The organism is Synechococcus sp. BIOS-U3-1 (genome assembly GCF_014279975.1).
Classification (GTDB): Bacteria; Cyanobacteriota; Cyanobacteriia; order PCC-6307; family Cyanobiaceae; genus Synechococcus_C.
In genome coordinates this window covers 2044350-2068917 of the sequence record NZ_CP047936.1, presented here as the reverse complement: position 1 = coordinate 2068917, position 24568 = coordinate 2044350, and the positions used below count along the sequence as shown (strand labels likewise).

Genomic DNA, 24568 nt, shown 5'->3' with positions numbered 1-24568 from the left:
TCATGGCCCAAACACAACGTTCTCGTTGCGTTCGAGTGTTGGTCTCGCTTACGGCTTCGGGGTTTCCAGTGAACCCACCCGTTGTTCCAACTGCTGCCGCAGCTCAGCAGAGTTGAAGAGAATCGGCAGGAAATGGATGCTCTTGATTTCGCGGAAATAAAACAGGCCTGGCAGCCAGGGGGCAAACAGTCGCCAGCTCTGCCATTCGGTGTATGGGAATCGGCGCAGCTCCTGCTGGCCTCGCCACACCACCAGAGTGTCGCCAGTGAATTCCAGCCGCAGGCTGTAGGTCTGCACCAACAGGAAAACACCAAAAAGGCCAATCACCACGGTTGGCCATGGGTTGAATGGCAGTGGTAGTAGACAGAGGCTGAAGACCATGATCAGCAGCGCCAGACGTGGGCTGGGGCTGATGCTCACAGTGTTTTGATCAGGCTCAGAGGGTGTTGTGGTCATGGTGTAAGGAGGTTGCTTCAGCCTCCGAAGAGGATCTGAGTGAGGAGTACGTCCATCAGGGCTACGGTCACCAGGATCATCACCACCGCACCGGTTGTGCTGGTGCCAACCTCTTTGGGTCCTCCCTGGGTGGTCATGCCCCAGCCACAGGCCAGTACTGAGATTTGTACTCCGAAGACCAGAGCTTTCACCAACATGAAAGGAAGGTCATCGGGTACGAGCCAGGTGCGGACTGAGGTCCAGAACACTTCGGGAGGGATCTGGTAGATCTCCGTACTGCTGATCTGGCCTCCCAGGAGAGACACTGCGAAGAACAGCAGGCACTGCACCGGGGCCATTACCACCATGGCGATCAGGCGGGGAACGACGAGATACTCCACTGGATCGGTGCGCAACATCGTGATGGCATCGACCTGTTCAGTCACTTTCATGGTCCCCAGCTGTGCCGCATAGGCGGTGGCCACCTTGCCTGTCAGCAGGGTTGCAGTGAGCAGGGGCGCGATCTCACGAGCTAATCCAATCGCCAGAACACCACCAACCGTGGCGTTGGCGCCCATGTTGCTGAGTTCCTTGGCGACCTGGATGTTGAACACCGTGCCCGCAGCCAGTGCGGTGATGATCACGATTAGGAAGCTTCCAGGTCCTGCTTCCTGGAGCTGATCCAGCAGGTCAACGGTATTAATCCTTCCTTTGGCAGTGGCGGTCACCGCCTGTCCGCCGATGATCAGGCTGCTGCCCAGCCTGTTCAGCCAGCGGGGCGATTTCAATTGGGTTAGGAATCGGAATGCAGTCATGCGCGTTGCAGATGGGCTCCGCGGTCAGGCCAGCGTCGCATCACCACAAGTCCCAGAACCACTAATAGGGCTGGAATTAGGCCCATGCACAGGCGGATGGCAATTAGGGCTGATTGAGGCTGTTCAACAAAATTTAAGGCTCCGTCGCAAGTCTTGGTAGAGATGTACCCCGTCAGAGAGAGCAACGTGCCAAAGACGCTCATGCTCAGCCCGATGATCAGTTTTTGACCGAACACCATCCATGCGGTGTAAAGACCAGCTGGGTGTGTGGGATCCGCATCGATGGCATCAGGAAGTAACGACCAAGGAATCAAGTAAGCCGTTGAGGCGCCAAGCCCTACCAGCAAGATCAAGGTGACAACCGGAATCAGAGCGTTTCGGCCACTGTTTTCAGCGATTGGAGATAACGCCATCGAGAGCAGGCAAGCTGTGATCCAGATGCTCGCCCCCCAGCCGAGAGCTTTGATTCGACCATGACGGTTGGACAGCACGCTCCAGAGCTGTAAACCAATCAAGGCTGCAATGTTGAAAGCGAGAAGAAGCAACGTGGCGATACTCGCCGGAACATGAATGACTTGGACCAACCAGATCAGCGCAACAACCTGCATCAGCTGCAGGCCAAACCAAAGCAGTAGGTACAGCCCCAGCACCATCAGAAAGCGCGAATTAGAGCGGATGCGATGAAGTTGTTTCTGTAGAGGCTCTTCGTTGCCACTTGGACGTTGGGCCTTTTTGGCATAGGGGGCCAAACCCCAGCAACAGAGCAGGGTTGCCGCTGCCGCGATCGTGCCGGTGATTTGTCCCATCAAGACGTAGCCACCTCCGCCTTCGCGCAAAACGAAAAAGGCAACGAGCAACCCCATCGTTCCGGCAATGATTGAACCGGTGAAGCGAGCTGCATTGAGACGGGTTCGGATTGCAGTGTCTGGGCTGAGTTCTGTGGACAGCGCGGCAAAGGGCAGATTCACGCTCGTGTACGCGGTCATCAGCAGGATTGCCATCAGCACGTAATAGAGCGTGCGTTGGCTCATGTCTCCCTCTGGAACCCACCACATGGCAGCCAAGCTGATGCCTAACGGCAGTGCTGCTCCAAACATCCAGGGCAGTCTTGGTCCCCAACGACTGTTGGTGTGATCGCTCAACCAGCCGATGAGCGGATCATTGACGCCATCCCAGATTTTGATGACCGTCAGCAGTGAGCCAGCAATGAAAGCCGGAAGACCTGCTGCACAAGTGAAAAAAGGAAACAGGTAAAAACCGAGTGTTGTCGCAGCGAGTCCAGTGCCTGCGTCTCCGAGTCCATACGAGAGCATCAGACGGCGGCGGGAGCCCTCAGGGCGAGCAGCAGAAGTGGTCAATCCGAATGAAGGGGCTCGCTGACCGTCATAATGCTTGGGGATATGACCGCACAGGTTCCGCACTGCGGAAGTTAGTTCGTTTGTATCAATGCGGGCGTAGTTTAGTGGTAAAACCTCAGCCTTCCAAGCTGATGATGCGGGTTCGATTCCCGCCGCCCGCTTGCTTCTGCAACGTTCAGAGTTTCAGGCTTCCGGAGTATTCGCGAGCCACCATCACCACCAGGCTTCTGGCTTCGAGGGGTACGCCTTCAGGACCCCAGGGTTCTGGGATTTGCGGAAGGTCCTCACCTGCAGGAAGAGCCGTATCGATTAGGCGATACCAGGGAGATGCAGGCTTGGGCAGATCAAAGTGCATGGCCTTGAAGTAAGCGTTGAAGCCGGCCCAGAGCACTGCTCCGCGTTTGCCGCGATGCACGCTCATCGCCAAGCAATGCGACCAGCTGGCCCAGTCGGGTTTGCCCAGTTCCACGCCGTGCCACTGGCGCCACAAGCCCTCGGGGTCGCTGCGGCGGCGGTTCTGCTGCTGCTGCTGCTGTTCGCAATGGCCAACCAATGGGTTCAACAGCTCGGCCAGCTCTAATCGCAGGCTCAGCAGTCGCTGCACGAAGATGCGCAGTTCTGTGTCGCAGTGCTCCTCGGACCAGATCATCCAGCTGAGCGGGGTGTCCTGGCACCAGGTGTTGTTATTGCCGCCCTGGCTACGACCAACCTCGTCGCCCATCAACAGCATGGGGACGCCGCGCGCCAGCAGCAGGGTGCTCAGCATGTTGCGTTGCTGCCGTTTGCGCAGGGCGGTGATGGCATGGTCACTGCTGGGACCTTCAACTCCATGGTTCCAGCTGTTGTTGTGATTCTCGCCGTCGCGGTTGTCCTCACCGTTGGCCAGGTTGTGTTTGCGGTTGAAGCTCACCAGATCCATCAGCGTGAAACCGTCATGGGCTGTCAGCAGATTCACGGAGCGGCCCAGGCCCGCCGGTTTGCCGTCGTAGAGATCAGGGCTGCTGCGCAGCCGTTGTGCCATGGACCAAGTGCTGTCGTCGTCGCCTTTCCAGAAGCTGCGTACGGCATCACGAAACCTGCCGTTCCAGGTCCCGATGCGCTCGGCCGGGAAGTCATTCAGTCGATAGAGACCACCGCAGTCCCAAGGTTCGCTCACGAGCTTGAGGTCACTCAGAAGTGGGTCGGCCTCCATGGCCTCGAACAGTGCTGGCTGATCCAATGGCTTCAGCCCTTCGCCGCGACTCAGGGCAATGCCGAGATCGAAGCGAAACCCATCCACTCCCAGTTCCAGTGCCCAGCAGCGCAACGACTCCAGAATCAGTTCTCGGCTGAGCGGCTGGTGGGCCGCAATGGTGTTGCCACAGCCACTGACGTCTTGGTATTCGCCCTTCTCGGTTTGGTGGTAGTAGGTGCGGTCTGCGAAGCCACGCCAGCTCAGAGTGGGGCCATCAACATTGCCTTCTGTTGTGTGGTTGTAAACAACATCAAGCAACACCTCTAGGTCGGCGTCGTGACAAGCCGCTACCAGATCGCGCATCTGATCTCTGGCCCTCATGGGGTCGTCGCCGCCCACATAGCCCTGATGGGGAGCGAACCAGCTCAGTGGGCTGTAGCCCCAGACGTTGTCTCGCCCAGGGGGTGCATCCTGCGGATCGAAGGCCTGCACGGGTAGCAGTTCGATGGTGGTGACGCCCAACTGCTTGAGATAGGGAATCTTGTCGATCACTCCCAACAGGCTGCCTTGTCGATCGGGGGCTACGCCGCTGTCTCCGCGTTGCGTGAAGCCGCCAACATGCAGCTCGTAGATCACGGTCTGCTGCCAGCTGTGTCGAGGTCTGGGGTGTGCATCGAAATCGAAGCGGTCCCTCTCGCAGACCAGTCCCTTCAGGCAGCAATGAGTATTCGGTGAAGCACCGGTGGCGGCTTCGCGTTGGTAAATCGACCATCCAGTGATGGCGCGAGCACAGGGGTCCAAAAGTACCTTTGCTGGCCGAAAGCCATGGCCTCCCGGTGCGAGCGGCCCGAAGACCCGGTAGCCGTAGCAGCAACCTGCCGTTAGGCCTTCCACCTCCACATGCCAATAGTCACCGGATCGGTGGTGGCTGTCGCTCAGATCAATCAGCTGTTCGGGGCTGCTGGCCTCAGCTGTGGGAAAAATCAGCAGTTCAACCCGGTTGGCACCTGGTGCTGCCACCGAGAAATTCACACCATGGGCGGTGATGCTGCTGCCCAGAGGCCAAGGCATGCCTCGTCGGATCGCGCTCAAAGATCCACTCCCAGGAGGCAGGTGAAGCCTTCAAAGTAGTGATAGCTCCGGTGACTCATCGTGTCTGTGATGACCTCCTCGCTGGAGCCAGGCCGTCCGCCTGTGCAAATCCGGCCTGATCTCTGGCTGTTTCCACCCAACCGTGACTGTCGCGGAGGCTCGTCTTGGTGGCTCGACGTGGATCCTGAGCCTGTTCTGATCGACTGTCCCCCGCTTACCGAAGCCACCTTGGAATCCCTGCGGGAACTGGCCCAAGGCCGATCTGCTCGAATTCTTCTCACCAGCCGTGAGGGGCATGGACGCCTTCGTGGGCTACAGGAGCGCCTGCAATGGCCCGTGCTGGTTCAGGAACAAGAGGCCTATCTGTTGCCGGGCGTACAGCAGCTCGAAACATTCTCCGAGCAGACCGTCACCCTTTCAGGCCTGCGACTGCTCTGGACGCCTGGGCCGACTCCCGGTCATGCGGTTGTTCATGCGCCAGCGCCTGTGAATGTGCTGTTCTGCGGACGTTTGCTCGTGCCGGTGGCCAAAGATCAATTGGCACCTTTGCAGCACCGACGCACCTTTCACTGGCCCCGGCAGCAGCGCAGCCTTCATCAACTCCGTCGGTGGCTTGCTTCAGAAGCCCCTCCAGGACTGGCTTCTGGGGCAGGCCTTGGGGCTCTGCGTGGTGCCCATCTGGCTCCCTTTAACAGCTGGCATCAGCAGGCTGAAGCAGCATTTGACACGGTCTGATTCACATGAAATTCGGTGAAAGCATTGCGGCACGGTGTTTTTCGGTTGCCTCTCAGCGAATGTCTCCATACGATTAGCGCGCTCAGGGAAGCCGTGCGGATGTCGACCTCCGCATCGTCGATCCAACCGCTTCCGCCACTTTCCCCAACCCAATGAACAAAGCTGATCTCGTCAACCTGGTTGCCGCCCGCACCGAGCTCACCAAGACCGATGTGTCTCTGGTGGTGGACGCCGCCATCGAAACCATCATCGATTCCGTGGTGGAGGGCAAGAAGGTCTCCATTCTCGGTTTTGGTTCTTTTGAGCCTCGCGAGCGCTCTGCCCGTCAGGGTCTGAACCCCAAGACCGGCGAAAAGATCAAGATCCCCGCTAAGCGCGTGCCAGCCTTCACTGCCGGCAAGATGTTTAAGGATCGCGTTCAGGGCTGATTGCCTTTCGGAACTCTTGATCGGGGTGGTCCACTGGGGCCACCTTTTTTTTGTGACCCTTCCTGATCGTCTCCGAGCTGTTTTTGAACAAGGTCGTCAACAGCGTCTCCTCGGTTATCGCGGACGTTTTGCTCCGACTCCTTCAGGTCCCCTCCATCTGGGCAACCTGCGCACGGCCCTGATCTCCTGGCTGCAGGCCCGCCTTCAGGGTGGTGAATGGTTGTTGCGCATTGATGACCTCGACACTCCTCGCATCAGGGTCGGCGCGATGGAGTCCGCTCTCGCAGACCTGCGCTGGCTTGGATTGCACTGGGATGGTCCAGTGATCAGGCAGAGCCAGCGTCTTGAGCTCTACAACTCTTGCCTCTCTTCACTGAGGCATGACCAGCTGCTGTATCCCTGCCGCTGCAGTCGACGCCAGCTGGGCGCTGGCCTGCGCTATCCGGGAACCTGCCGGGAGATGGCAAGGGGCTGGGGTTTACAGGATGGACGTCTGCCTGCCTGGAGGTTGAAAGTGAAGGCCGTGGATGAGCCCCGCTGCGGTGATTTGGTCTTGCGCCGGGCTGATGGTTTCATTGCTTATCACCTTTCAACAGTTGTGGACGAGCTGGCATTGGGGATCAGCGAGGTGGTGCGGGGTTCCGATTTGGCTGCAGTGTGTATTGCTCAGCAGGCGGTGATCGCATCGCTGGAGGAGCAACCTCCCAGCTATCGACACACACCATTGCTCTGCAATCCGGAGGGCCAGAAGCTCTCCAAGCGTGAACAGGCCTTAGGGCTGGCCCCTCTTCAGGAACAGCAGTGGTCGTCGCACAGGGTGGTGGGATGGCTGGCTGGTTCGCTGGGTCTGGTCGACCAGCACTGCTCGTTGTCGGCGTGTGAGCTGCTGCAGGAGATTCGGGTTCGACCCTTGCCGCTGCAAGGTTGTTTGGATGAGCCAAATTCTTAAGGAAGCCTTCGGGATCAAGGGCTTCGACTGCTCCCACACTGAAGTGGCGTTTTGGGCTCGGACATGGCGATTTGCTCCAGTTGCGGCGGCAGTGGCATCAAACGCATTAGTGAGCAGCGCTTCCGGACCTGTCAGCACTGTCTGGGTAGAGGTGAACTTCAGCCCGTCTACAGCTCTCCAAAACCAGCATTGAAAGATCGCTCGGTCGTTCATGCCCTCACCGAGAGAGCTGAAAAGTCGAAAGAGGTGGTGTTCAAAACAGCAGCAGCTTCGACTTCTGTTAGATAAAAGTGTGGTTTTTAGAAGTCAGCTAACTGACGCGTAGCGCTGAATGATTGAGAGTGGGACCACAGCCCAGTCGATCTACATCCGATCTTATTTGCGTGATTTCATTCGATTTGTGGCGTTCATGGCTGGGCCATGACTTTATTTCTGAATGATTTCCAGCAGTTCAGGGCGTTGGTCACTTCACGTCTGCGGATCAATCCTCTCTTAAACAATTTGGTCAGAGCGTGGATCCCTACGACGTTCGCTCTTGTGATTGGCAGTGTCGAAGTGCCTGTTCATGCGGCGTACCTGGATGGAGCTCGTCCGCTGTTAGTTGCATGTTTCAGCAGCGCTAACGCAACTAGCTGTGACCAAGCTCTTGTGCTCATTGAGGCGATGCAGCGCCGTGCCGCTGATCGCGAGCTCTATCCCTGCCAGACATTGCTGCTCGGACTGCAGGCGGAAGTGGTGATGGTGCAGCTTGCTGAACAACGTGGCCAGAAAGCGTTCGAGACCCTGCGGGACAGTGAGCGTCTTTGTGCACGCCTTTGATTCGATGTTCACGATCCCATCCAAGATGGGGGGCCATGCATCAACCCTCGTGCGCGTGTCTCTAATGAGCGTTGTCGCTCTGGTCACGATGAACGTCAGTCTGGTCAATCCTGTTCAGGCGCAGGTGCGCTTCGATGACTGCCAGCCAGTTGCTGGTGGCGGGATCACTTGCAACACAGTTCCTTACGGCAACACACGTGCCGACATGATTGATGGTGAATTTGGCCTGATGGATCAGGCCAGTCCTGGCTGGGCGGAATACAACCCTTATGAGGGCTACGACGACATGCTCGGAGGCAACCAGACTTAACAGTCAAAGCTTCAGTATTGCGGCTGCGTTGAGGTCATTGAGTCTGATCCATCCGGCAGCATCAGCCTGTTCAGGAAGTCATGCATGTGTTCCACAGCCAGCTTCCAGTTCTGAGGTTCGCTCCGCCCTGACCGTTTGCGTGGTTTGAAACTGTGATCTCCATCTGGCATCCAGGCGAGTCGCAACTGCTTTGAGAGTGCGTAGTTTTTCACTTCCTCCCTGTTTCCCATCGCATCACGCTCTCCCTGAACAACCAGAGTTGGCGTTTGCAGTTTTTGCAAATGCTCGACACGTAGTTTCTCAGGTTTGCCAAGAGGGTGAAAGGGATAGCCAAGGCAGATGCATCCCAAAATCCTGTTTTGGCTCCACAACTCATCGGCAAGCAGGCTGGCCACCCTGCCTCCCATCGATTTGCCTCCGATGATCAGCGGTTGATCGGGAGGCAGAGACTGCACTTGCTCGGCATAACACTGCAACAGGATGTTGGCTTGGTTCGGTGGTGTTGTGCGGCCGCTGATGCGTCGTTGGGCCATATAGGGAAATTCGAAGCGGATCACCTGCCATCCGCGTTGCGCAAGGCCATCAGCCATCTGCTGCATAAAAGGGGTCTCGATGCCAGCTCCAGCTCCATGGGCAAGCATCACGGTTGCTGGCCCTGTGCGAGGGCCACACACCAGTGTGTTGATCATGATGGCCTCAGGCAGGAACGATGTCTTTGCCAAGTCAAGTCGTGTATGACCTGAAAGTGAAGGGCAGTTTGGAGGTTGGGGAGTGCTTCTCTCAGCTCTGGACTGATCGACTGTCCACAAGAAATATAAAAAGTTCTGAAATTATCCCAATTCTTGTGCATGTCAACGAATCAATATGTTTCTTCAGGATGGCCTGATCCCCCAGCTGCGTGATGCTTTTGGCCTGAAGCATCTGAGCCAGAGCTACGTAAAATCATGATTCCCGATCTATCTCTATGTTGCTGTTTGCAGCATCAGAATTATCGTTATTGAGGTAAAGAGGCGGAAGATCTATCAAATTAGACTGATTCTTGATCGCAAATGAGGCCTGTGCTTCGAAAAAAGTCACCGTATTGCTATCTATTTGTATTGTAAAATCAGTCAGTGCAGGTGCAGCATTGAGGCGAAAATTGCGCATCAATCATTACTTGAAGGGGAAAGCATCCTTCTAGGCTGAACGAAATTACGTTGTTGTTGTGTTCAATTACAAGATCCTGTTGGTTGTTTCCCCAATAGCTTTCTCTGTTATCAGCACAGCATTCTGGCTGACGCGATGGGAAATTCTTGTCTGGGGAAAACAATTTGCTGGAGTGCCTTCGATTCAGAATCGTAAAGAATGGATCGATAGCCCTCTGGCACCGTTCAAAAGGAAAGATGGCGGCTACCCTGTGTTTACAGTTAGGACATTGGCTGTGAATGCATTGGGTATTCCAACGGTGTTCTTTCTGGGAGCGCTTGCTGCCATGCAATTTGTCCGTAGAGCTACGCTGTATTGAACTCATGGACTCATTTGAATTTGTTGAAGAGTTTGTTTTTGCCGCTGTTTATTTCTCTGCATTGATTTGGTTCTCTATGTATTTAGTTTCAGGTTATATTTATCTGGCGGGATAGTTTTTGCGATATTTGTTTTGATTGCAGAATAGTTTGTAGGGCTTTGTGAGTAATTTGATTGACAACAAGCTGGAGCTAGCCCTTGCTCTTTATTGCAATGTTGATGCAATGTTTTCGATAATATTTTGTTCTTGAAGAGTATAGATAGCTCTGTAGAGAGCTGAGTCAGCCCCTGCCTCTCCACTGTGAATTCTGATTAACGCTTGTCGAATAAGCTCAGCAAGAAGAGCTTGAGTTTGATCTTCCAAATTTGGTAGAGAACTCTACGATCATCCTAGCTTCAAGATAATTTTTGATCATTCATCTTGGACTCGCTGGGGCGATCAATGAGATTCAGGGCAGTGAGATTTTGCGCTCGCCACTGCTGGATTTGTTTCGTTCCAGCGGGTCATGTTGTCAAGGTGCCGAACTTGCTTGCCTTAGGTTTTTGAATAAAAGGAGTGTTTGATGGAATTGATTAATACAGTGATCAGGCAGTCAATCCGATCTTTTGTAGTAGTTCTGGCCTGCACTCTGTTATTGCTCCCATCAAAAGTGTTGGCAATTTATCCTAGTGGTGGCGGGCTTCCAGATATCGGTCTTGATCGGAGTCTTCAGGGTAGCGACCAGGCAACAGAGGCCTTCAAGGAAAAATTTCCTTTTTATGAGCGAGATGAAGATGGAAAGCCGATCACCAAAGAGTTTGTTAAGTATGACTTGGCTAACTATGACCTGTCTGGTCTTGACCTGAGAGGTGCACTTTTTAGCGTAGCGACCCTGCAAAGAGCAGATCTAGAAGGTGCAAATCTTGAAGGTAGTATCGCTTATGCAACTCATTTTGAAGAGGCGAATCTTACAAATGTGAACTTTAGAGATGCCGTTTTGACCAAGAGCTTCTTTATGGCAACAACGATCGACGGAGCAGACTTTTCCGGTGCAATTATTGATGCCCCCCAGAGAGAGGAGATGTGCTCAAGGGCGGCTGGTGTTAATCCAGACACTGGTGTTGAGACCTACGACAGCCTTGATTGCGTGAGCTTGAATGTTCGTGCTGCAAAGTCATAGCGGTTGACATCATTCTCACCTTGAATGACATGGGTTGACTTGATAAGGCCGTTCAGTCTTTCTTAAAAAGCTCTCGAAAGCTCGGTTGGCTATTTAGCCTCTCGGCCGAGACGAAGCTGGCGCTGGACAACTTTCTGGAGGTGCTCCACTTTTCTTTCAAGTTCATCTAATCGTTTTTCCAGCCCATTGTCCTGCTCTGAATTGCTAGCTGTCATTCTCTGTCTACCTTCATTCATCATTTCTGAGTAGGTAAGAGCTCTATCGAGTTGTGTTCTTCCAGTATTGATCATTGCTTTGTTTGTCTTGTCTGGCATCATAAAATTAAAATTTTGGAAAATTTGGTACAGGACTTTTATTGCATTAATTAGTGTAGCAGTCGGTTTTTAAAAGAAGATAGCCAGCAAAATGCCAGCAATGAGTCCTTTCGCAAAAGCCAACCACAAGATCTGATAGTCGGAAAGACCAGTCTGTTGTTGTATTTTGATAATCAATTTTTTGTGGGCACGAATCAGACGTTTGCTCATCAAGTATCCTTGTAGATGAGGACATCATGAGCATGATCTCCCTCAATGGCAAGTTTTTGTGGTCAGCTTTGCTCAGGATCTTCTGTGACAAGGATTCTTCTTGACAAGGATCCGACGCTTTTGTGTTGCTGCGCGGCTTAGAAGCTCGCGAATGTTCAAGACTGATCATTGAAGGCTCACGTTCAGTTCTTGACGCTCACCTATTGGCTGGCCGTTTCAGCTCGGCTCAATCTCCAACCGTTAAAACCCTTTCTCAGGTGTTTCGAACTCCCTGAAAAGAGCGCCGGCCTCTTCAGCACAATCCTGTTTTATCAGAGTGCGAATGCGCGCCTCCCACCATGGCCCAACTCTGGCCTCAGCATGTTGGAGAAACACTGGATCCGTGAATCGAGGCCTCGCATCTTCAGATTCTCGGAAGTGGCGTGTTGACAAGACTTGCCTTTGCGTTGGCGGAAAGTTACCGCCCCGCTCAGAACAGGATGTATTGATCAGATCAAGCTCAAGTAGCGATTGAGATCCCTGTCCACTGCAGCGCTGCGCTGTCGTGGATGATCAATTTCGCTTGCTTATGGCTTGAAACTGGCTTGCATCGCTGCTGTGACGCGCCATGCTGTTTCTGTTCTGCAACGCATGAGGGGTTATGAGGTGCATCCCAGGGATTGGGGTCTTGGCGCTGCTCGGCCTCAGTTTCAACAGCTCTGCACTAGCTACGATCAAAGATGAGTATCAACGTGCTCAGGCTTGTGACTATTACAACGCTGAGTATGTCAGCGATGTCGGTGTTTATAAGGATTCCAAAGTGCGCTTTTGTATCAGCGCTGATCAACAAGAATTGATTTATGTGATGGCCATGGGTACATCATGGGTAGTTCCATTTAATCGTCAATATCGCTCTAAAGGTATTCTGAGCTTGAATACATTGGAAGAGAATCGTTTGGTTCTCTATCAGAAAGAAGATGGTGTGGTGACGAGAAAAGTACTCGGACGTCAGCGCGGATCTTGACCCTGCCCATGGTGTCGTCAGGCCAGCGGCTTTCTACAGCATGAATGTTGCTCAGGGTTCTTCCCTGTACGGGCTTCGTTGAGCTGTTTTTTCTGCTGCGTCGTCTTTGAACGGTGTGTTGGTCGGCAATTTGACAGTGAGCTTGGCCTTTCGATGAAAAACTTCAGCAAAACGGATCAACATGGCATACCAAGCACGGAACTCTCAGGCCCCACGGAGAGGATCTATGCCTCCCAAGCCCCAAGATTCAACAACTCTGAAAATTGCCTCTTCGACCTCATTGACTGAGGAGTGGCAGCCAAGCCAGGCCCAGCTCGAAAATCAAATCAATTCTGCGATTGAAGATATTCGCATGAGCCTTCAAACCCTTCAAACTGACATCGGAGCGAGCGACCGTTACGTCTTAGGACTTCTGGATGTTGTTGCCGACGATTACCGAGCACAACTGCCTACTGGGAAATCCTGATCTATTCGCGTTAGGTGAGCTGAACAGGGGGGGCGACCGAATGCTCCAAGAAATTGATGCTTGATACAAGCGCCTGTCAATAATTTTTCGCCCCATTGTCGATAATGTCAAATGATTTTGGCTTCTGGTTCAAATGACACCAGTATCGATTGCATTGAGAAGATGATTAATGATTAGTTAATACAAGCGAGGTGTTCAGGGATGGTGATGCTCAGTGCTTTGATTGGCGTCTCACTTATTTTTTGGTTCACCGTAGGCTTTTTCAGCCACGTCAACTGGTTTCAAAATACTTTTAGGCGCGAGGCTGAGAAGATTGACCGTCAGCAGCTTGCCAGTCAGGGACAAAGTCAAATCGTGACGGGTGCAGGCAGTCTGTCCGCCAAAAAAGGTTTTGTGCTTGCGTACTGGGACGATATTAATCAATCGTTCTCTTCTGGAGCCTCTGAGCAAGCCGAGCGCAGCCCACTAGTTTTCGATATCGCTGCTATTAATCTTGTGGCATTCACCTCTATTTGTATGCTTGTTTTTGTTAGCAAGGGTTTGCTTCACTCGTTAGGATTGATGTAGAAGTTACCAATCTATTTGATTGCTGGTTTGGAAATGTTTGAGCTTTTTGGTTAATTAGTTATCGATGCGTTCTAGAAGAACATTGCATTGTAGGTCCATCTTTACATCCCATTTTTGATTGTTTTTGATGGCCTCGAATTCGTAGAGGCCATCATCAATATCCTGGTCAATCACATTGAACCCTCGTGCAGTGAGCTTCTGTGCGCACTCTGAGATTGTGCGGGGTTGAGCATGAGCAGCTATTCCTGTCATGCCAATGATCCCTGCCGCTAGTAGCAGTGACGACTTAAAGAACAGTCTCATTGGTTCTTTGTTGCTTCTAGTCGATCTCTAGCCATGGGCGAATCATTCCGCCATGGATTCGAGATTTCGATCGACATGGACTGGCGCTCATTTTTTTCTGCAATAGCCAGCTCCGACATTCATCCACCCTTCCTTGCAGGCTTTTCCATTCGTGGGTTCAACCTCGTAGTAGATCGGTGAAACACAGGTCGTGCCAAGAGTGTTGACGTAACCCAAAGGGCACTGGTTGTGTCCCTTAGCCTTGGGGATTTTTTTCTGGGCTAGAACGGCGCTCGGCGCCACGAGGAGAGCAAGCAGGACGAGGAGTGATGGACGCATCATGAGACTTGGACGTTCCGTGAAAGGTGTTTTCAAGCAGTTCCACCGTAACTGCTTGCAATCCGCCGCTATCCAGGTGTTCTGCAGGCCCACTGGGCAAGTGATCTTGACAACTCGCTGGTCCATGTATTTAGGCCGCACAGTGAACTGACTCGTCTTGTCCATGACAGTTCTAATGTTCTCCCCATGATCCTGACGTGTTGAAGCAGTGACATGGGCGCTGCTGTTTCTAAGTTCAGTGAGGGATCGGTGTTGCGTCGCGAAATTGCCACGACGGAGCGGTGGGAGTTAACGTTGATGTGTTGCATTGTTGAGCCGCTTGGGCACGTGAAGCATGACTGGTTTGACGATTGGAAATCTTGAACTTGATGTGTTGACGTCTACTGTTTTTGTAATCGCAACAGTATCTTTTCTAGGTAGCTTTGTTTATGTTTCTCGAACCAATGACATGATTGGTGCCTTGAAATCTTTGTTGCCAAAAAGGAATAGTAGAAAGCCACTACCAGGACCAGATGAGCCACTCTGATCTATTGTTCGTGGATGCTTTCATTTAATTTGGATCAAGTTTTTGACTGATTTACCACGATTTCGGCAAAATTTTTCAAAAGCGAGTTTTGCAGCGCGCGGCGTGAATTTGCAGCTCATTTTCGAAACTATTGTTTGATCCACGGTATGCGTGAGGTGCTTTGTGTCCTGTGTCTAAGACCCCAGCTGAGCAATCAAACCCATGTTGATCGATATTCAGTTGAAAGCTTTCTATTTCCAGCCCTTGATGGTCTTCGGGTATGGGTTTTTGTCTCTCCAAGGGTGGCATCGGCGGTGTAATTGGTCCTGATAGAAGCAATGCGATGCTCATACGGCCATCCCTTTCAAGGCCGATTGTGTCCCATGTCAGTCGCGAGTGGAAGTGCGTGTGGTCTAACCAGCGATGAGCTCAAGCCAGAGCAGTCCGCTGAGAGACAGTGCTCCAATGGCGAGTGAAAGCCAGTTGTCTTTCAGAACGCGTGTCATCGATGGTGAGCTTCTGCATTAATAAAACGAGCTCTAGTCTCATGTGCAAGTTCTTGAGGCGCGCACTTTGATTCGTTCGAAGTGGTTCAGCGGTCAGACTGGTCGTTGCTGATTCGGTTGCGTGTCACAAGAGATCCCACTTCAGGAACAGGTGCGGAAATGGTTTCGCAGTCACCTGCTGGGCCGCGAGGTAGAACTTCAGGAGCTCTATGAACTACCTCAGACTGACTTGGACCTGCTGATGGCAGAAACTGCTGAGATCCGTTCAGACGTTGAAAACCGTGCTCGCAGCCACGGTCGCTGGTGCACTGCCGGATACATGCTGCAATTGGCTCGGATCATCGATGCCAGGAGGGCCGATGGTTGAGGCTCATTTGGCCCTCCTGGCTTCATCGTGAGCTGCGATCCATCACTTTGTTGAGCACATCTGTTTTGATGCGAGCTCGATCCCGTTCTACGTAGATTGCAGCCCAGTGCTCTGGCTTATTTTTGTCGTGGATAGCGTTGATCTGGCCATCAAGTTTGCCAATCACTTCATTTACAAATGCTTCCGGGGTGTCACCAAAGGTGTCGTGCTGGCTCAGCAACTTGTCGAGTTTTTTGAAAAGTTGCTTGGCTCGGGACATGAATCAGGGCAAGAATTTTCTTGATTATGCCTTTCGTTGGGCAGAGGCGCTGACTTGATCTGAGATCGCTGATTGTTGCTGCTGTCAACCGTTGATCAGCAGTGTCGCGGCTGATCAATTAGAAGGAGGGTCTGGTGTCGATTGTTCATCCATGTCTAATTCTTCTTCCCAGCCCACTGAATTCAATCCACTTGCCATGGTTGACATGTGGCAAGACATGCGAGCTTTGGTTGAAGAATGGGAATCTAAATATAATTGCAGCCCTGCAGATGCAGCTGCTGCTTTTCAAGAATTTTCTGCGGCTCTTGTTGATCAGCCGAAAAGCACTTGAAATGGATTCAACGATTATTCCGGCTTTGTGAAATTATCAGCCAATAATTGCTTTATTGATCCTGCCCCATTTGCGGATCGTTTGTATTGAATGTGGCCTCGTCTCGTTTGATTTTGAAATAGATATTTTAACCTGGTTTATTCATCGCTTATTCTGTGAATTGATAGTGGCTGCAAAGTGCTAGTGCTGTGTCTTCTGGGCAACACCCATCCAGAACCATGATCTCTCGATGCATCAACACAGTGATCGTTGTCGATCCCCGTGCTGCTTGACCCCAAAACTTTCTTCATGCTTGCGGTGTCGGCAATCTTTTTAGTCTCCAGCCATCAAAGGCCTGATCCGATTGCCTACAAGCTCTTTGTCCTCTGAGCCTCCATAGGAGTCAGTTCAGGAATCTTGAGGAACGTACGCCGCATTCGCCCTTGAGCAGATGGAGGGCATGTCGATTGGTGTGTTGAAGCGGATCGCTCAAGCCTGGCTTGGCCCCTTGCCAGTTTGGTCATTTCGGTACCAGAGCAAGCTGCCCTTCGGCAATGAGTATGTGATCTCAGGCACATGTTCTTTCCGATACACATACTGAACAAAGGAGAGGCGTCGAGCACTTCTCCTTTGGTGATAGGTAGATGGAGGCCGCGAAGGCCTCCTTTTTTTGTTTGACAGCTTTTGCGACGGATCAACTAATCCTCGAATCCATCCCAGCCTTCTTGCCCAATCCCGTCAAGTCCATGCAGAACGTGAGTCACCTGGGTGGGATGAACCCAACGAATGGCCCCGTCATCAACGTCTGCGACCTGGAAAAGTGTGTTGAGTCCTGATTGTTTTTCCCATTCCCCGCAGAAAATGACTTGTCCCAGCCACCAGTTTTTTTCGATATCGACTCTTTCGTTGGAGGGAGTCAGCTCTCTGATGATGACAAATTGACCAGGTCGGATCGACAGGAAAGCCGAAGCCGCATCAATGACGTTTGAGGTGGGCGGTCCCAAGGGAGGATAAGTCGGCATGCAAGTACGTTTGTTCTTCCTCCGGTCTAACCCTGGTTCGTCGCCTGTGGAAAGAGTAAACACACGCACTCGCAAGGATTAGGTATTAGTCCCCTTCAGCCCTGCCGATGTTGTGCCATGGCTTGTGCGCAAGCCTGTGGCATCAGCGAGAATCTGTTTTTGCATCGTTTGGTGCTGCCACTGATGAGTGGAAATGCTGGAGATGTGGTGAGACGACCATGCTCATCTGTCGACGATTGGATAGTCACTTGGTGTGAGTTCGCTTCAGGCCTTTGTATGACATGCTTCATCAAGACGGTGAAGTGACTCGGGATTGCTGAATTGGTACGGGTCTGGGTTCAATCAACAGGCCTTCAGTTGCTGAGGGTCAGACCAGTTCTCTGACAATCTGCTCAGTAGATCGCGAATTGCATGATTGGAACATGCTGTGGTTTGGACGAGATCGTCCAGGATCTCTTCGATCCGATCACTGGCTTGATTGACCAGTTTGAGCTGCTCCTCAACGGGCCAATGCTCCTCCATGGTCAGTGTGTTGTCGTCCATGGACCGAGATGATGGCAGATCAACCGATCGTCACTACAGTCGCGCCCTCTGTCGATCCGCATCTCTACCGGTTTCCAGGCTGCGCTCACCTTGACGTTCTTTAGGCAAAAAATCTGAAACGCTTGAAGAGGTCGAGACCAAACGCGTTAAGCGACCTTGTTATGACCTTCTGAAAGCTTCCGATGAGCTTTATCAGCTTTCCGAATGATTTTTTGAGCTTGCTCTCTGGTTAAGCATTCTTCCGCTTTGAGCTTGAGTCTGACAAGTTTGCGGTGTTGTTTGTCTGGATTCATCGATCTCACCTGCTTTCAGGGGGCTCGTCGCTCAAAGGCGTTTGGAAGGTTAATGCTCGGTTAAGCACCCATATGGTACAGCTCGTCACAGCGAGTGTGCTGTCGTTAAGCGTTATTTGATCATTCAGAGACCAAATGGCTAGATCATTTTCATGTTGATGTCATTTAGCTCGTGACCATCAGTGGCTGAGTGTTTCGCTGTTGTGTTTTTGAGTGGACGATGGCTTGGTTTGGTGGAATGACTCGCTCTGTTGTGGACAAAAGCCTAGAGATTGGCTAAGCACTGGCACACTGCTTCGCTGACAGTGTTCTGCTTGCCATTCTCGTGTGCAATAACGGTTAGGTGAGTTCGTTGATGTTCGTGGAGGTTCGTCGCAAAACCCTCTCGGCTTGCTTTTTATTATTTCAAGATTTAAAAAAGTTGCTGCGATTGCTCAGCCACGCATCTGGTTGCCTTGGTCTCGCATTTGCTTACGCAGGTATGCATCGTGTTGTCTTGCTGCTGGTTGCATTCGCCTGCAACGGGGATATGGAATTGACGTGTCAGCGTTAATCTTTAAAGGCTGTATTGATGCCAATTGACGATGTTTGGCGAAGCAATCGTTACAGCAAGAGTTTTTTGTACAGCCAAGATTCAGTCAGAACTTCAAGGCATTTATGGAGCTTGTAAATCAAGATCTTTCTGCATATTTAATGATTGGTTCTCTGGCAGTGTTGCTCCTTGGAGCTCTGTTGTATGGGATTTATGCTGCTTTTGGTGCTGGATCTGTTCAGTTGACAGATCAGATTGAAGAGCATTCCAGGTTGCACAAGCTTGGCATTGCGCATTCTCATCAAGGTCCAGGTCGAGCTGTTGCCCGTCCTGGGCATTCTCATAACAGCCACGATGCTGTCAATTTCTAAGGTTTTCGGTTGTTTTATGCCCACATCGCACATCACTTGCTTTGGTCAATGACGCCGGTGTACCTCGTTTCCTCAGGCTCTCGCAGGTGATTGAGATGACCGGTGTTGGGAAAACATTTATTTATACCCATATGGAAAACGGTAGTTTTCCAAAGCAGATACAAATTAGTCCACGGACAGTTGTTTGGTTAGAGCAAGATATTATTGAATGGATGAAAACTAAGATTCATCAGCACGAAGGATAGAATTGTGACTATCCGATTCATGAGAGATTTTCTGCTTCCTCAATGCTGATGCATGCTTCAACTGGGTTAGAGAGCTTGTCTCCTTGCTCAAGGATGCTGAACTTGCTTCGGGCTTCTGCATCTTTAAGCGAATCAAATCTGGATACTCATGTACTTCATAGGTGGCTTTCTCTGCCTCAATTCTTGGATATTCAATCAGAATGGTGAGATGTCTTAGGTTGCCTCATTGACGGTAGTGTGAGTATTCCTGATGAATATTGTTGCTCCACACTTCTGTAGATAGTGTTCAGCACTGACTGCATCAACCATGAACTCTCTTGGATCACGGATGATGCCTGTGGCTAGTTTGTAACCTTTCGCCATATTGTGATGAGCACTGCGGTGGAACCTCTGGCTTGCATTCCAGAGGGAACTAGTTCGTTATCTCTCCATATCCGACAGGCAGAAAGAGAGAAGCAGCAGTAGTGCTACAGCGATTAGCATTAGCTGTCTGGATTCAACTCATCATTTCGGAAGCGGAAATAAACCGCGAGCAACACTATCCAAAACAGGGCCAGAAACGCAATCATTGTCAGCTGGGTTGAGCGTTAATCGTTAAGGAGATTGATTATGAAGCGAAATGAGTATTTGTACTGTGTTCTGCGAGACTCATGCTCTTGTTTTGGTTTTGACTGCGGTCCTGTATCCATGCCAACCGGCAAATTGTGTTGTTTCGGGCTGCTCTTGTGGATGACAACTGGTCGGGTGTCTCTATTGAACTCTTGATTAAGACATTGGTGACAGATCCGTACACCTGAGCTTCAGGGGAGGCCAGATGCTTTTCTAGGGATCATCGTCATTTTGATCGCTTGTTAGGCGAGAGTGATCGCTTAATTGATCGCTGTTCCCTCGTCGCTATTGCGTTCAAGGCCTGTTTGGTGGGATGACTTCAGAGTCAATCGTTCTGTTTTCGATGATGATGGTATGGCTTTCACGTGCGGCGATGTTGTTCAGAGGTTCGTGGATCACCAAGCCTGCTCCGAAGATGCACAGTCCAGCGAAGGTGATTGATGCAGGCAGCACCCAAGTTGCGGGTGCTCTGGGATGAGACCGATTCATTTGTGTTGATAGAGCTATGCAATATTGAAATCGCAATTTAAACTAGGTACATAAAGAATGGTGCTTCTTCGCGTAGCGAGGAAACTTGACTTCCTCGATGTTTGACCATCTGACATCCTTAATGTGCTGTCGTTCTCGAAGTTTAAAAGTGCATATTAATCTCTGGTTTTTATGGATGCTGGCCTATCGTCAATCTATTTTTTTCTGAAACCCTGGTTAATTGCTATTTTTAGCTTGTTAAAGTCTTTAGATTAATTTTAATCTTTGTAATGCGTTATCTAATCCCCATCACTTTTTTGTATGCAGGTCTTTGCTTCGTTTCTTCGATTAGTGATTGGATCTTGGGGTACGCACTGAGGTCTTCATTGGGAAAAAACAACTTGATGTAGGCAAGATAGGCTGTCACTGCACAGTCAGCAGCACCCCAAGAATCCCCAACAAGAAATCCCTCTGACAGTTGTGTGTTGAGTTGCTTCAGTAATCTTGGAAGGATCTTCGCCTTTTGATCTGGAACAAAAATTGCGAATGCCAGGGTCGAATTAGCAAAATGAGTCCACTGACTGATGAGTGATTTTTCATATGTAGTAACTATTTCGCCGCTGTGATGTTCGGCGAGATGAAGCAGAATCGCACCTGATTCAAATAAAGTAATCGCCCTACCTTTTGAATCAATGACCGATTGATCCTGCATTGCTGGAAGTTTTCCAAAAGGGTTGATCGACAGGAACTCAGATTCCATGTTTTGAGCTGAACTCAGAGCTATGTCCACAAGCTTGTAGGGGATGGACTTCTCCTCCAGATACCAGCGTGGCATTGAAGCGCGTGTTTGTGGTCCTCCGTAAATCGTGATTGTCATTGTTTCCTAGGCCTCATTTCGATGTTCAGGATGCAGCGTGCGGTCTCAGCAGCACACCGTTCATAAGTTTATAGCGAGGCAAGCCAATGAAGGTTTGTTTTTCAGCCTTATTTCGTCTGTTTAACAGATCTGATTCAGTCATGAACGACGCTCTCGAGGTTTGAGTTGAAGTCTTTGTCTGGGCTGTGTTTTCAAAAATTGTCGCCCAGTGATATCACCCAACTGAGATTAATCAAGCTAAGTGACTTGGTTAGAAAATCCATGAGTGATAGACAAATATATGAATTCAATGTCACTGCAAATCGAGATTTCTTGCATAAAGCTGTGTAGCTAATCGCTCGCCGATTTCAATGGCGTGTGTTGGATAAATGCCTTCAGGTGAAAGGCCATGATCCTGGGGTTGGGATTAGTCAATAACTGCTGTCGTTTGAATGCTCCCATCTTGTTTTATTGTTGAGAGCTCATGTCTGAGTTCTCAGGCTGATATCCAAAGATGCTCAGCATTTGATTTCGTAAACTAGCTGCAATTTTCAATGCTGGTAGTAGGCGCTTCGCTTGGGCTGGACTTTTATTCATAACATATTCGATATCTTGCAAAACCATATGGACCATATTCATCGCAAGGATGCATTGGGCATCTTCGCAGTGATTCTGCCTTGTGTCAGTGTACATTGAAACAACTTCTTTGACGTAGTCAATAAAAACAGACTTTGAATGATCGTTAGCCAGGACATCCTCAGATCTCCACCCCAATTGGTTAATTAGTTCTTCACAGTTGCTAAGAGCACAGCGAGTTAGTTCATTTTCTTGAATCTGTGTCTTGATGAAAAAATAAATGTTTGACACGCAGTATTGTATTCCATAAATCAGACTGTCCTGGCGCTCTAAATCATTCTGAATTCTAGACCAGACAATCCTTGCGATACGATCGTCTGGCGGCATTCTTGATAATTCAGCTAATTCAACAGAGCGTGTTGTTAGCTCTTTATTGAGATCATGGTTCATAATGGCATTTTAATGGTCATGTGCAGGAGTGTGGTTTCAGCTGCTTATGCTTTTAATATGAATTGTAGCTTGATATAGTGAATTGGCCTTAATATCTTCGATTTGACAATTTATCCTTTGCCTTTGTTTTTATGATTGAGTCTTGAATGGGTTATGAGCGGTTGCCCAAGATAGATCTTACGCTCTATGCAGCCTAATGATTCATCTCCCAAGATTTTACGCCGACCGTAGTTATGATCTATCTTTTCCTTGTTTGTTATTGGTAAAGTTGAAAACTTTATCAGCATTTAAAACGTTTGCTTTGTATAACACTGATAGTCTCGTTATGTGTTTTGGTATTTTAACGATTGGAATCTTTTTCTCATCTGTATCTTATTTGTGCATTGATGGAAAAACCTAGTGCTTTAAGTGCCCGCAAGACTTTTGATGGGCTTGTGTTTTTTGAATGTAAGTTTTAATTGCCTCAAACAATCTGTGTTGATGTTTGTTTTGCCTTCTGTCGACGTTTTAGATCAATTTGGATGCTCCATTAAATTGGATTCCTGACTGTCTACGGCTTGAGAGTGTTAACGTTTCGCGACTGAACGCTCGAAAAGGCTGACAGATGAACTGAATCTGTCTATTGAGTAGAGGGATGCAAGTGATGCTCAATGGATTTAAGTCAACTCTCAGCTCTTGTTTTGGTGGTTGTTGGTGCGGTCCTTTTTGTGACTGCTGTTCAGCTGTTCACTCTTTGGGCCAGTGAAGCTGTACTTGCCTCGGCCAAGGTGAGGTTGGACGAAAGTCTTCAGATGTTCAGGCGCTCGATTCCAAGTTTCTCGTTGCGACGACGCAAAGCCGCATAACTTGGGTGTGTCTGATTTTTTAACGTTTTGATTTCTTCGCAGCATTTGACCATGACTGGTTCCCTGTTGCTGCAATTTTTTATCAATCACCTTTCGTTATCTTCACGGATCTGAAGTCAATTGAATCAATGTGTTAGCGGGCCTATATCAATGCGATAAACGCTTACCCGCTAAGTACTTGCTATTAAGGCTTTTTATCAAGTCTTGAATGATTACCACCATGCTGGTTTGAGGCCAACCCTGGTCACAGCACCTACTAATGTCACTTCATAAGATGGTTTATCTATTGTTGATCGTTTAGTTATCAGCAGCTTTGTTGGTGATTAAGACGCATCTGGTTTTGCTATATGATGGCGAATCGTGAATAAAAAATTTTCTAGGATGAGCGTTCTTCCATCACTTCTGTTAAGCGTGTGATCGCTGAGGTGAGTTGAATTTGAGGATCAGGTTTTGATGTTTCAATCACTTCTTCTTTTCGTTTCATTTTTTCGACTATTCGTACGACAACGAAGCAGACAAAGGCAATTACAACAAAGTTGATCGCGGCAACAATAATTTCACCCCCCGGAAGTTGGGACAATGATTGAACATTTGCCCTTTCCAGTGCCGGCTCAAGCGCATTGGTCATAATCAAGCGAACAAGTGCATTAACCACTTTCCCAAATGCGCCTGCGATGATTACTGCAACTGCCAGATCCACCACATTACCTTTATTGATAAAGGCTTTGAAATCTGAAAGGAATGTGCTCTTTCTTGCCATGCTGAACTGTTGATCTCTCTACTCTTTAGCAACGGATTGTTGAAAGCCCAATTATTTTGGTTTGTCTAAATTTTGTTGTCTTCTTGTATTTATAATTTTAGCGTTAGTTTCCAACTTGGTTTTGCCTCGGCTTGGTTTGCACTTTATAAATGTGTTGTGCTAGCTTAATCAGTCTTTAGTTGTGCTTTGATCTGATTTTGGCCGTTGTATTGGCTGATTCACCATACGCCAATAGCATTAATTCTGAAGGCTTGATTGATTTGAAATTGATGCTAACGAGTCAATGACACTTTTTCAAACCAAGCTGGTAAATTTCCTGTCAGGCATAATTCTTGATCAGGTCTTATTCTATCTTTTTTGCCTATAACAAACCATCTTTCTTTTGCGTTGTCAGGGCTAGCTTCTAAATAGAGATCGGTTGCTCCTCGGCTACTGCATTTCCCTACCATCAAAACTGTTTTGTCGGCTTCATCGGCCGATGGTACAAGTAATATTCTCTCTGCATTTAGCCCATAGAATTCATCAGTAACAACGTTGTACTGTTGGATATTCGCATTAGATTGTGTTGGTGATGTCAGCATTAAGACAGCCATAAGGATTGCTTTAATGATGCACTTGCCAATTGTATTGTTCATTTTATTTAATGTTTTGGGTCAATTTTTTTTCTTGATGCTGTCATTCTCCTGGCCCTCTGTTTGAAACTTACTTTTTGGAGTACATCTGAGCCAGAAATAGCGCTGTTTCCTCGACTTCCAGCATTAAATCGTCCATGGACATGATCAGTGTCCATGCAGCGATCGCTGCGTCTTGATCGGTCAAATAAATGGCTTTGAGTCTATTTCTCCATTGTTCTGGTTGTGAGTCGTAATTAGTTTTAAATTCGCAGAAACTCGGTCTCATGGAATTGGGGCTTTTCTCTAGTCACTGGATAACACTGCGCCTCAATTTGCAACGAGCATTTTAATGCATTTTTTTGTATCATTTGCCTACGTTTTGTCTTCGAGCTGCATGTGCTTTCGATCCGATCTGATTTTCTCCCAATGCTTTAATCATTGTTCGAACATGCTTAGTTAGATTTTTTCGTAATAATCG

Annotated in this window: 29 protein-coding genes and 1 tRNA gene; 15 read left to right on the top strand and 15 right to left on the bottom strand. The window is 49.6% G+C overall.

The window, feature by feature from the left end; translation table 11 throughout:
- Nucleotides 1-48: 48 nt before the first annotated feature.
- The 3 genes from SynBIOSU31_RS11390 to SynBIOSU31_RS11380 are packed head-to-tail and all read right to left on the bottom strand — an operon-like array spanning nucleotide 49 to nucleotide 2563.
- Nucleotides 49-456 (bottom strand): DUF3119 family protein, encoded by a 408-nt coding sequence (locus SynBIOSU31_RS11390; RefSeq protein WP_186490160.1) that lies wholly within the window; start codon nucleotides 454-456, stop codon nucleotides 49-51.
- 17 nt (nucleotides 457-473) lie between these two features.
- Nucleotides 474-1223 carry an MlaE family ABC transporter permease gene (locus SynBIOSU31_RS11385; RefSeq protein ID WP_186493007.1) on the bottom strand — a complete coding sequence of 250 codons (750 nt, stop codon included), beginning with the start codon at nucleotides 1221-1223 and terminating at the stop codon, nucleotides 474-476.
- Between the two features lie 23 nt (nucleotides 1224-1246).
- Nucleotides 1247-2563: an MFS transporter gene (locus SynBIOSU31_RS11380; protein WP_186493006.1), complete on the bottom strand. Its 1317-nt coding sequence runs from the start codon at nucleotides 2561-2563 to the stop codon at nucleotides 1247-1249.
- Nucleotides 2564-2698: 135 nt separating this feature from the next.
- Between SynBIOSU31_RS11380 and SynBIOSU31_RS11375 the strand changes: the two genes are divergently transcribed.
- Nucleotides 2699-2769, top strand: a tRNA-Gly gene (locus SynBIOSU31_RS11375).
- Between the two features lie 14 nt (nucleotides 2770-2783).
- Here SynBIOSU31_RS11375 and SynBIOSU31_RS11370 read toward each other — a convergent pair.
- The gene (locus tag SynBIOSU31_RS11370) at nucleotides 2784-4853 is read right to left on the bottom strand and encodes a glycogen debranching protein (protein WP_186493005.1); all 2070 of its coding nucleotides are present in this window, start codon (nucleotides 4851-4853) and stop codon (nucleotides 2784-2786) included.
- 90 nt (nucleotides 4854-4943) lie between these two features.
- On the opposite strand from SynBIOSU31_RS11370, the gene SynBIOSU31_RS11365 reads away from it, so the two are divergent.
- From SynBIOSU31_RS11365 to SynBIOSU31_RS11345, 5 genes are all read left to right on the top strand, one after another.
- A complete protein-coding gene (locus SynBIOSU31_RS11365; protein WP_186490158.1) occupies nucleotides 4944-5609 on the top strand; it encodes an MBL fold metallo-hydrolase in 666 nt (221 codons plus the stop codon).
- Between the two features lie 152 nt (nucleotides 5610-5761).
- Nucleotides 5762-6037, top strand: coding sequence for an HU family DNA-binding protein (locus SynBIOSU31_RS11360; protein WP_006043393.1), 276 nt, complete (start codon nucleotides 5762-5764; stop codon nucleotides 6035-6037).
- Between the two features lie 52 nt (nucleotides 6038-6089).
- A complete protein-coding gene (gluQRS, locus tag SynBIOSU31_RS11355) occupies nucleotides 6090-6986 on the top strand; it encodes a tRNA glutamyl-Q(34) synthetase GluQRS (protein WP_186490156.1) in 897 nt (298 codons plus the stop codon).
- Nucleotides 6987-7406: 420 nt separating this feature from the next.
- Nucleotides 7407-7805, top strand: a complete 399-nt coding sequence (locus SynBIOSU31_RS11350; RefSeq protein WP_255477212.1) for a hypothetical protein — start codon at nucleotides 7407-7409, stop codon at nucleotides 7803-7805.
- A 64-nt stretch (nucleotides 7806-7869) separates the two neighbouring features.
- Entirely contained in the window at nucleotides 7870-8115 is a 246-nt protein-coding gene (locus SynBIOSU31_RS11345) for a lactate dehydrogenase (RefSeq protein WP_186493003.1), read from the top strand.
- Nucleotides 8116-8126: 11 nt separating this feature from the next.
- On the opposite strand, the gene SynBIOSU31_RS11340 is transcribed toward SynBIOSU31_RS11345, so the two are convergent.
- Both SynBIOSU31_RS11340 and SynBIOSU31_RS11335 read right to left on the bottom strand, forming a co-directional pair.
- Nucleotides 8127-8804 (bottom strand): alpha/beta fold hydrolase, encoded by a 678-nt coding sequence (locus SynBIOSU31_RS11340; RefSeq protein WP_186490155.1) that lies wholly within the window; start codon nucleotides 8802-8804, stop codon nucleotides 8127-8129.
- A gap of 253 nt (nucleotides 8805-9057) precedes the next feature.
- Nucleotides 9058-9261: a hypothetical protein gene (locus SynBIOSU31_RS11335; protein ID WP_186490153.1), complete on the bottom strand. Its 204-nt coding sequence runs from the start codon at nucleotides 9259-9261 to the stop codon at nucleotides 9058-9060.
- Between the two features lie 214 nt (nucleotides 9262-9475).
- Here SynBIOSU31_RS11335 and psbF point away from each other — a divergent pair, with 214 nt between their 5' ends.
- Nucleotides 9476-9619: a cytochrome b559 subunit beta gene (gene psbF, locus SynBIOSU31_RS11330; protein WP_186493002.1), complete on the top strand. Its 144-nt coding sequence runs from the start codon at nucleotides 9476-9478 to the stop codon at nucleotides 9617-9619.
- Nucleotides 9620-10181: 562 nt separating this feature from the next.
- Nucleotides 10182-10778 (top strand): pentapeptide repeat-containing protein, encoded by a 597-nt coding sequence (locus tag SynBIOSU31_RS11325; protein WP_186490151.1) that lies wholly within the window; start codon nucleotides 10182-10184, stop codon nucleotides 10776-10778.
- A 383-nt stretch (nucleotides 10779-11161) separates the two neighbouring features.
- Here SynBIOSU31_RS11325 and SynBIOSU31_RS11320 read toward each other — a convergent pair whose 3' ends face one another.
- Entirely contained in the window at nucleotides 11162-11302 is a 141-nt protein-coding gene (locus SynBIOSU31_RS11320) for a hypothetical protein (RefSeq protein ID WP_186490150.1), read from the bottom strand.
- Between the two features lie 667 nt (nucleotides 11303-11969).
- On the opposite strand from SynBIOSU31_RS11320, the gene SynBIOSU31_RS11315 reads away from it, so the two are divergent.
- Both SynBIOSU31_RS11315 and SynBIOSU31_RS11310 read left to right on the top strand, forming a co-directional pair.
- Nucleotides 11970-12305 carry a hypothetical protein gene (locus tag SynBIOSU31_RS11315; protein ID WP_255477211.1) on the top strand — a complete coding sequence of 112 codons (336 nt, stop codon included), beginning with the start codon at nucleotides 11970-11972 and terminating at the stop codon, nucleotides 12303-12305.
- 667 nt (nucleotides 12306-12972) lie between these two features.
- Nucleotides 12973-13338 carry a hypothetical protein gene (locus tag SynBIOSU31_RS11310; protein WP_186490146.1) on the top strand — a complete coding sequence of 122 codons (366 nt, stop codon included), beginning with the start codon at nucleotides 12973-12975 and terminating at the stop codon, nucleotides 13336-13338.
- A 390-nt stretch (nucleotides 13339-13728) separates the two neighbouring features.
- Here the strand turns inward: SynBIOSU31_RS11310 and SynBIOSU31_RS14830 are convergent, their stop codons facing one another.
- Nucleotides 13729-13959: a hypothetical protein gene (locus SynBIOSU31_RS14830; protein WP_370593717.1), complete on the bottom strand. Its 231-nt coding sequence runs from the start codon at nucleotides 13957-13959 to the stop codon at nucleotides 13729-13731.
- A 1132-nt stretch (nucleotides 13960-15091) separates the two neighbouring features.
- Here SynBIOSU31_RS14830 and SynBIOSU31_RS11305 point away from each other — a divergent pair.
- Entirely contained in the window at nucleotides 15092-15337 is a 246-nt protein-coding gene (locus tag SynBIOSU31_RS11305; RefSeq protein ID WP_186490144.1) for a hypothetical protein, read from the top strand.
- A gap of 22 nt (nucleotides 15338-15359) precedes the next feature.
- Here the strand turns inward: SynBIOSU31_RS11305 and SynBIOSU31_RS11300 are convergent, their stop codons facing one another.
- Nucleotides 15360-15596, bottom strand: a complete 237-nt coding sequence (locus tag SynBIOSU31_RS11300) for a hypothetical protein (RefSeq protein WP_186490142.1) — start codon at nucleotides 15594-15596, stop codon at nucleotides 15360-15362.
- Nucleotides 15597-15747: 151 nt separating this feature from the next.
- Between SynBIOSU31_RS11300 and SynBIOSU31_RS11295 the strand changes: the two genes are divergently transcribed.
- Nucleotides 15748-15927, top strand: coding sequence for a hypothetical protein (locus SynBIOSU31_RS11295; protein WP_186490140.1), 180 nt, complete (start codon nucleotides 15748-15750; stop codon nucleotides 15925-15927).
- Nucleotides 15928-16604: 677 nt separating this feature from the next.
- Here SynBIOSU31_RS11295 and SynBIOSU31_RS11290 read toward each other — a convergent pair.
- Together SynBIOSU31_RS11290 and SynBIOSU31_RS11285 are read right to left on the bottom strand one after the other, a co-directional pair.
- Complete coding sequence (locus SynBIOSU31_RS11290) at nucleotides 16605-16928, bottom strand: DUF3104 domain-containing protein (RefSeq protein ID WP_186490138.1); 324 nt, start codon at nucleotides 16926-16928, stop codon at nucleotides 16605-16607.
- Nucleotides 16929-17270: 342 nt separating this feature from the next.
- On the bottom strand, nucleotides 17271-17471 hold the full coding sequence (locus SynBIOSU31_RS11285) for a hypothetical protein (protein ID WP_186490136.1): 201 nt from the start codon (nucleotides 17469-17471) through the stop codon (nucleotides 17271-17273).
- 881 nt (nucleotides 17472-18352) lie between these two features.
- Here SynBIOSU31_RS11285 and SynBIOSU31_RS11280 point away from each other — a divergent pair.
- On the top strand, nucleotides 18353-18667 hold the full coding sequence (locus tag SynBIOSU31_RS11280; RefSeq protein ID WP_255477210.1) for a photosystem II reaction center protein PsbN: 315 nt from the start codon (nucleotides 18353-18355) through the stop codon (nucleotides 18665-18667).
- 41 nt (nucleotides 18668-18708) lie between these two features.
- Complete coding sequence (locus SynBIOSU31_RS11275) at nucleotides 18709-18912, top strand: helix-turn-helix transcriptional regulator (RefSeq protein WP_186490134.1); 204 nt, start codon at nucleotides 18709-18711, stop codon at nucleotides 18910-18912.
- A 1372-nt stretch (nucleotides 18913-20284) separates the two neighbouring features.
- On the opposite strand, the gene SynBIOSU31_RS11270 is transcribed toward SynBIOSU31_RS11275, so the two are convergent.
- Both SynBIOSU31_RS11270 and SynBIOSU31_RS11265 read right to left on the bottom strand, forming a co-directional pair.
- Nucleotides 20285-20866, bottom strand: coding sequence for a glutathione S-transferase family protein (locus SynBIOSU31_RS11270; protein WP_186490132.1), 582 nt, complete (start codon nucleotides 20864-20866; stop codon nucleotides 20285-20287).
- 447 nt (nucleotides 20867-21313) lie between these two features.
- Nucleotides 21314-21871 (bottom strand): hypothetical protein, encoded by a 558-nt coding sequence (locus SynBIOSU31_RS11265; protein ID WP_186490130.1) that lies wholly within the window; start codon nucleotides 21869-21871, stop codon nucleotides 21314-21316.
- Between the two features lie 650 nt (nucleotides 21872-22521).
- On the opposite strand from SynBIOSU31_RS11265, the gene SynBIOSU31_RS11260 reads away from it, so the two are divergent.
- A complete protein-coding gene (locus tag SynBIOSU31_RS11260) occupies nucleotides 22522-22716 on the top strand; it encodes a hypothetical protein (RefSeq protein WP_186490129.1) in 195 nt (64 codons plus the stop codon).
- A 376-nt stretch (nucleotides 22717-23092) separates the two neighbouring features.
- Here the strand turns inward: SynBIOSU31_RS11260 and mscL are convergent, their stop codons facing one another.
- Together mscL and SynBIOSU31_RS11250 are read right to left on the bottom strand one after the other, a co-directional pair.
- Nucleotides 23093-23476 (bottom strand): large conductance mechanosensitive channel protein MscL, encoded by a 384-nt coding sequence (gene mscL / locus SynBIOSU31_RS11255; protein ID WP_186490127.1) that lies wholly within the window; start codon nucleotides 23474-23476, stop codon nucleotides 23093-23095.
- 272 nt (nucleotides 23477-23748) lie between these two features.
- Nucleotides 23749-24111, bottom strand: a complete 363-nt coding sequence (locus SynBIOSU31_RS11250) for a hypothetical protein (RefSeq protein ID WP_186490125.1) — start codon at nucleotides 24109-24111, stop codon at nucleotides 23749-23751.
- Nucleotides 24112-24568: the final 457 nt, after the last annotated feature.

Bases quoted from the DNA above. Each gene is read 5' to 3' on its own strand.
- SynBIOSU31_RS11390 (WP_186490160.1), bottom strand. From the start codon at position 456: ATGACCACAACACCCTCTGAGCCTGATCAAAACACTGTGAGCATCAGC.
- SynBIOSU31_RS11380 (WP_186493006.1), bottom strand. From the start codon at position 2,563: ATGCTCTCGTATGGACTCGGAGACGCAGGCACTGGACTCGCTGCGACA.
- SynBIOSU31_RS11370 (WP_186493005.1), bottom strand. From the start codon at position 4,853: ATGCCTTGGCCTCTGGGCAGCAGCATCACCGCCCATGGTGTGAATTTC.
- SynBIOSU31_RS11365 (WP_186490158.1), top strand. From the start codon at position 4,944: ATGACCTCCTCGCTGGAGCCAGGCCGTCCGCCTGTGCAAATCCGGCCT.
- SynBIOSU31_RS11360 (WP_006043393.1), top strand. From the start codon at position 5,762: ATGAACAAAGCTGATCTCGTCAACCTGGTTGCCGCCCGCACCGAGCTC.
- SynBIOSU31_RS11350 (WP_255477212.1), top strand. From the start codon at position 7,407: ATGACTTTATTTCTGAATGATTTCCAGCAGTTCAGGGCGTTGGTCACT.
- SynBIOSU31_RS11345 (WP_186493003.1), top strand. From the start codon at position 7,870: ATGAGCGTTGTCGCTCTGGTCACGATGAACGTCAGTCTGGTCAATCCT.
- SynBIOSU31_RS11340 (WP_186490155.1), bottom strand. From the start codon at position 8,804: ATGATCAACACACTGGTGTGTGGCCCTCGCACAGGGCCAGCAACCGTG.
- SynBIOSU31_RS11335 (WP_186490153.1), bottom strand. From the start codon at position 9,261: ATGCGCAATTTTCGCCTCAATGCTGCACCTGCACTGACTGATTTTACA.
- SynBIOSU31_RS11325 (WP_186490151.1), top strand. From the start codon at position 10,182: ATGGAATTGATTAATACAGTGATCAGGCAGTCAATCCGATCTTTTGTA.
- SynBIOSU31_RS11320 (WP_186490150.1), bottom strand. From the start codon at position 11,302: ATGAGCAAACGTCTGATTCGTGCCCACAAAAAATTGATTATCAAAATA.
- SynBIOSU31_RS11310 (WP_186490146.1), top strand. From the start codon at position 12,973: ATGGTGATGCTCAGTGCTTTGATTGGCGTCTCACTTATTTTTTGGTTC.
- SynBIOSU31_RS14830 (WP_370593717.1), bottom strand. From the start codon at position 13,959: ATGCGTCCATCACTCCTCGTCCTGCTTGCTCTCCTCGTGGCGCCGAGC.
- SynBIOSU31_RS11300 (WP_186490142.1), bottom strand. From the start codon at position 15,596: ATGTCCCGAGCCAAGCAACTTTTCAAAAAACTCGACAAGTTGCTGAGC.
- SynBIOSU31_RS11295 (WP_186490140.1), top strand. From the start codon at position 15,748: ATGTCTAATTCTTCTTCCCAGCCCACTGAATTCAATCCACTTGCCATG.
- SynBIOSU31_RS11290 (WP_186490138.1), bottom strand. From the start codon at position 16,928: ATGCCGACTTATCCTCCCTTGGGACCGCCCACCTCAAACGTCATTGAT.
- SynBIOSU31_RS11285 (WP_186490136.1), bottom strand. From the start codon at position 17,471: ATGGACGACAACACACTGACCATGGAGGAGCATTGGCCCGTTGAGGAG.
- SynBIOSU31_RS11270 (WP_186490132.1), bottom strand. From the start codon at position 20,866: ATGACAATCACGATTTACGGAGGACCACAAACACGCGCTTCAATGCCA.
- SynBIOSU31_RS11265 (WP_186490130.1), bottom strand. From the start codon at position 21,871: ATGAACCATGATCTCAATAAAGAGCTAACAACACGCTCTGTTGAATTA.
- SynBIOSU31_RS11260 (WP_186490129.1), top strand. From the start codon at position 22,522: ATGGATTTAAGTCAACTCTCAGCTCTTGTTTTGGTGGTTGTTGGTGCG.
- mscL (WP_186490127.1), bottom strand. From the start codon at position 23,476: ATGGCAAGAAAGAGCACATTCCTTTCAGATTTCAAAGCCTTTATCAAT.
- SynBIOSU31_RS11250 (WP_186490125.1), bottom strand. From the start codon at position 24,111: ATGAACAATACAATTGGCAAGTGCATCATTAAAGCAATCCTTATGGCT.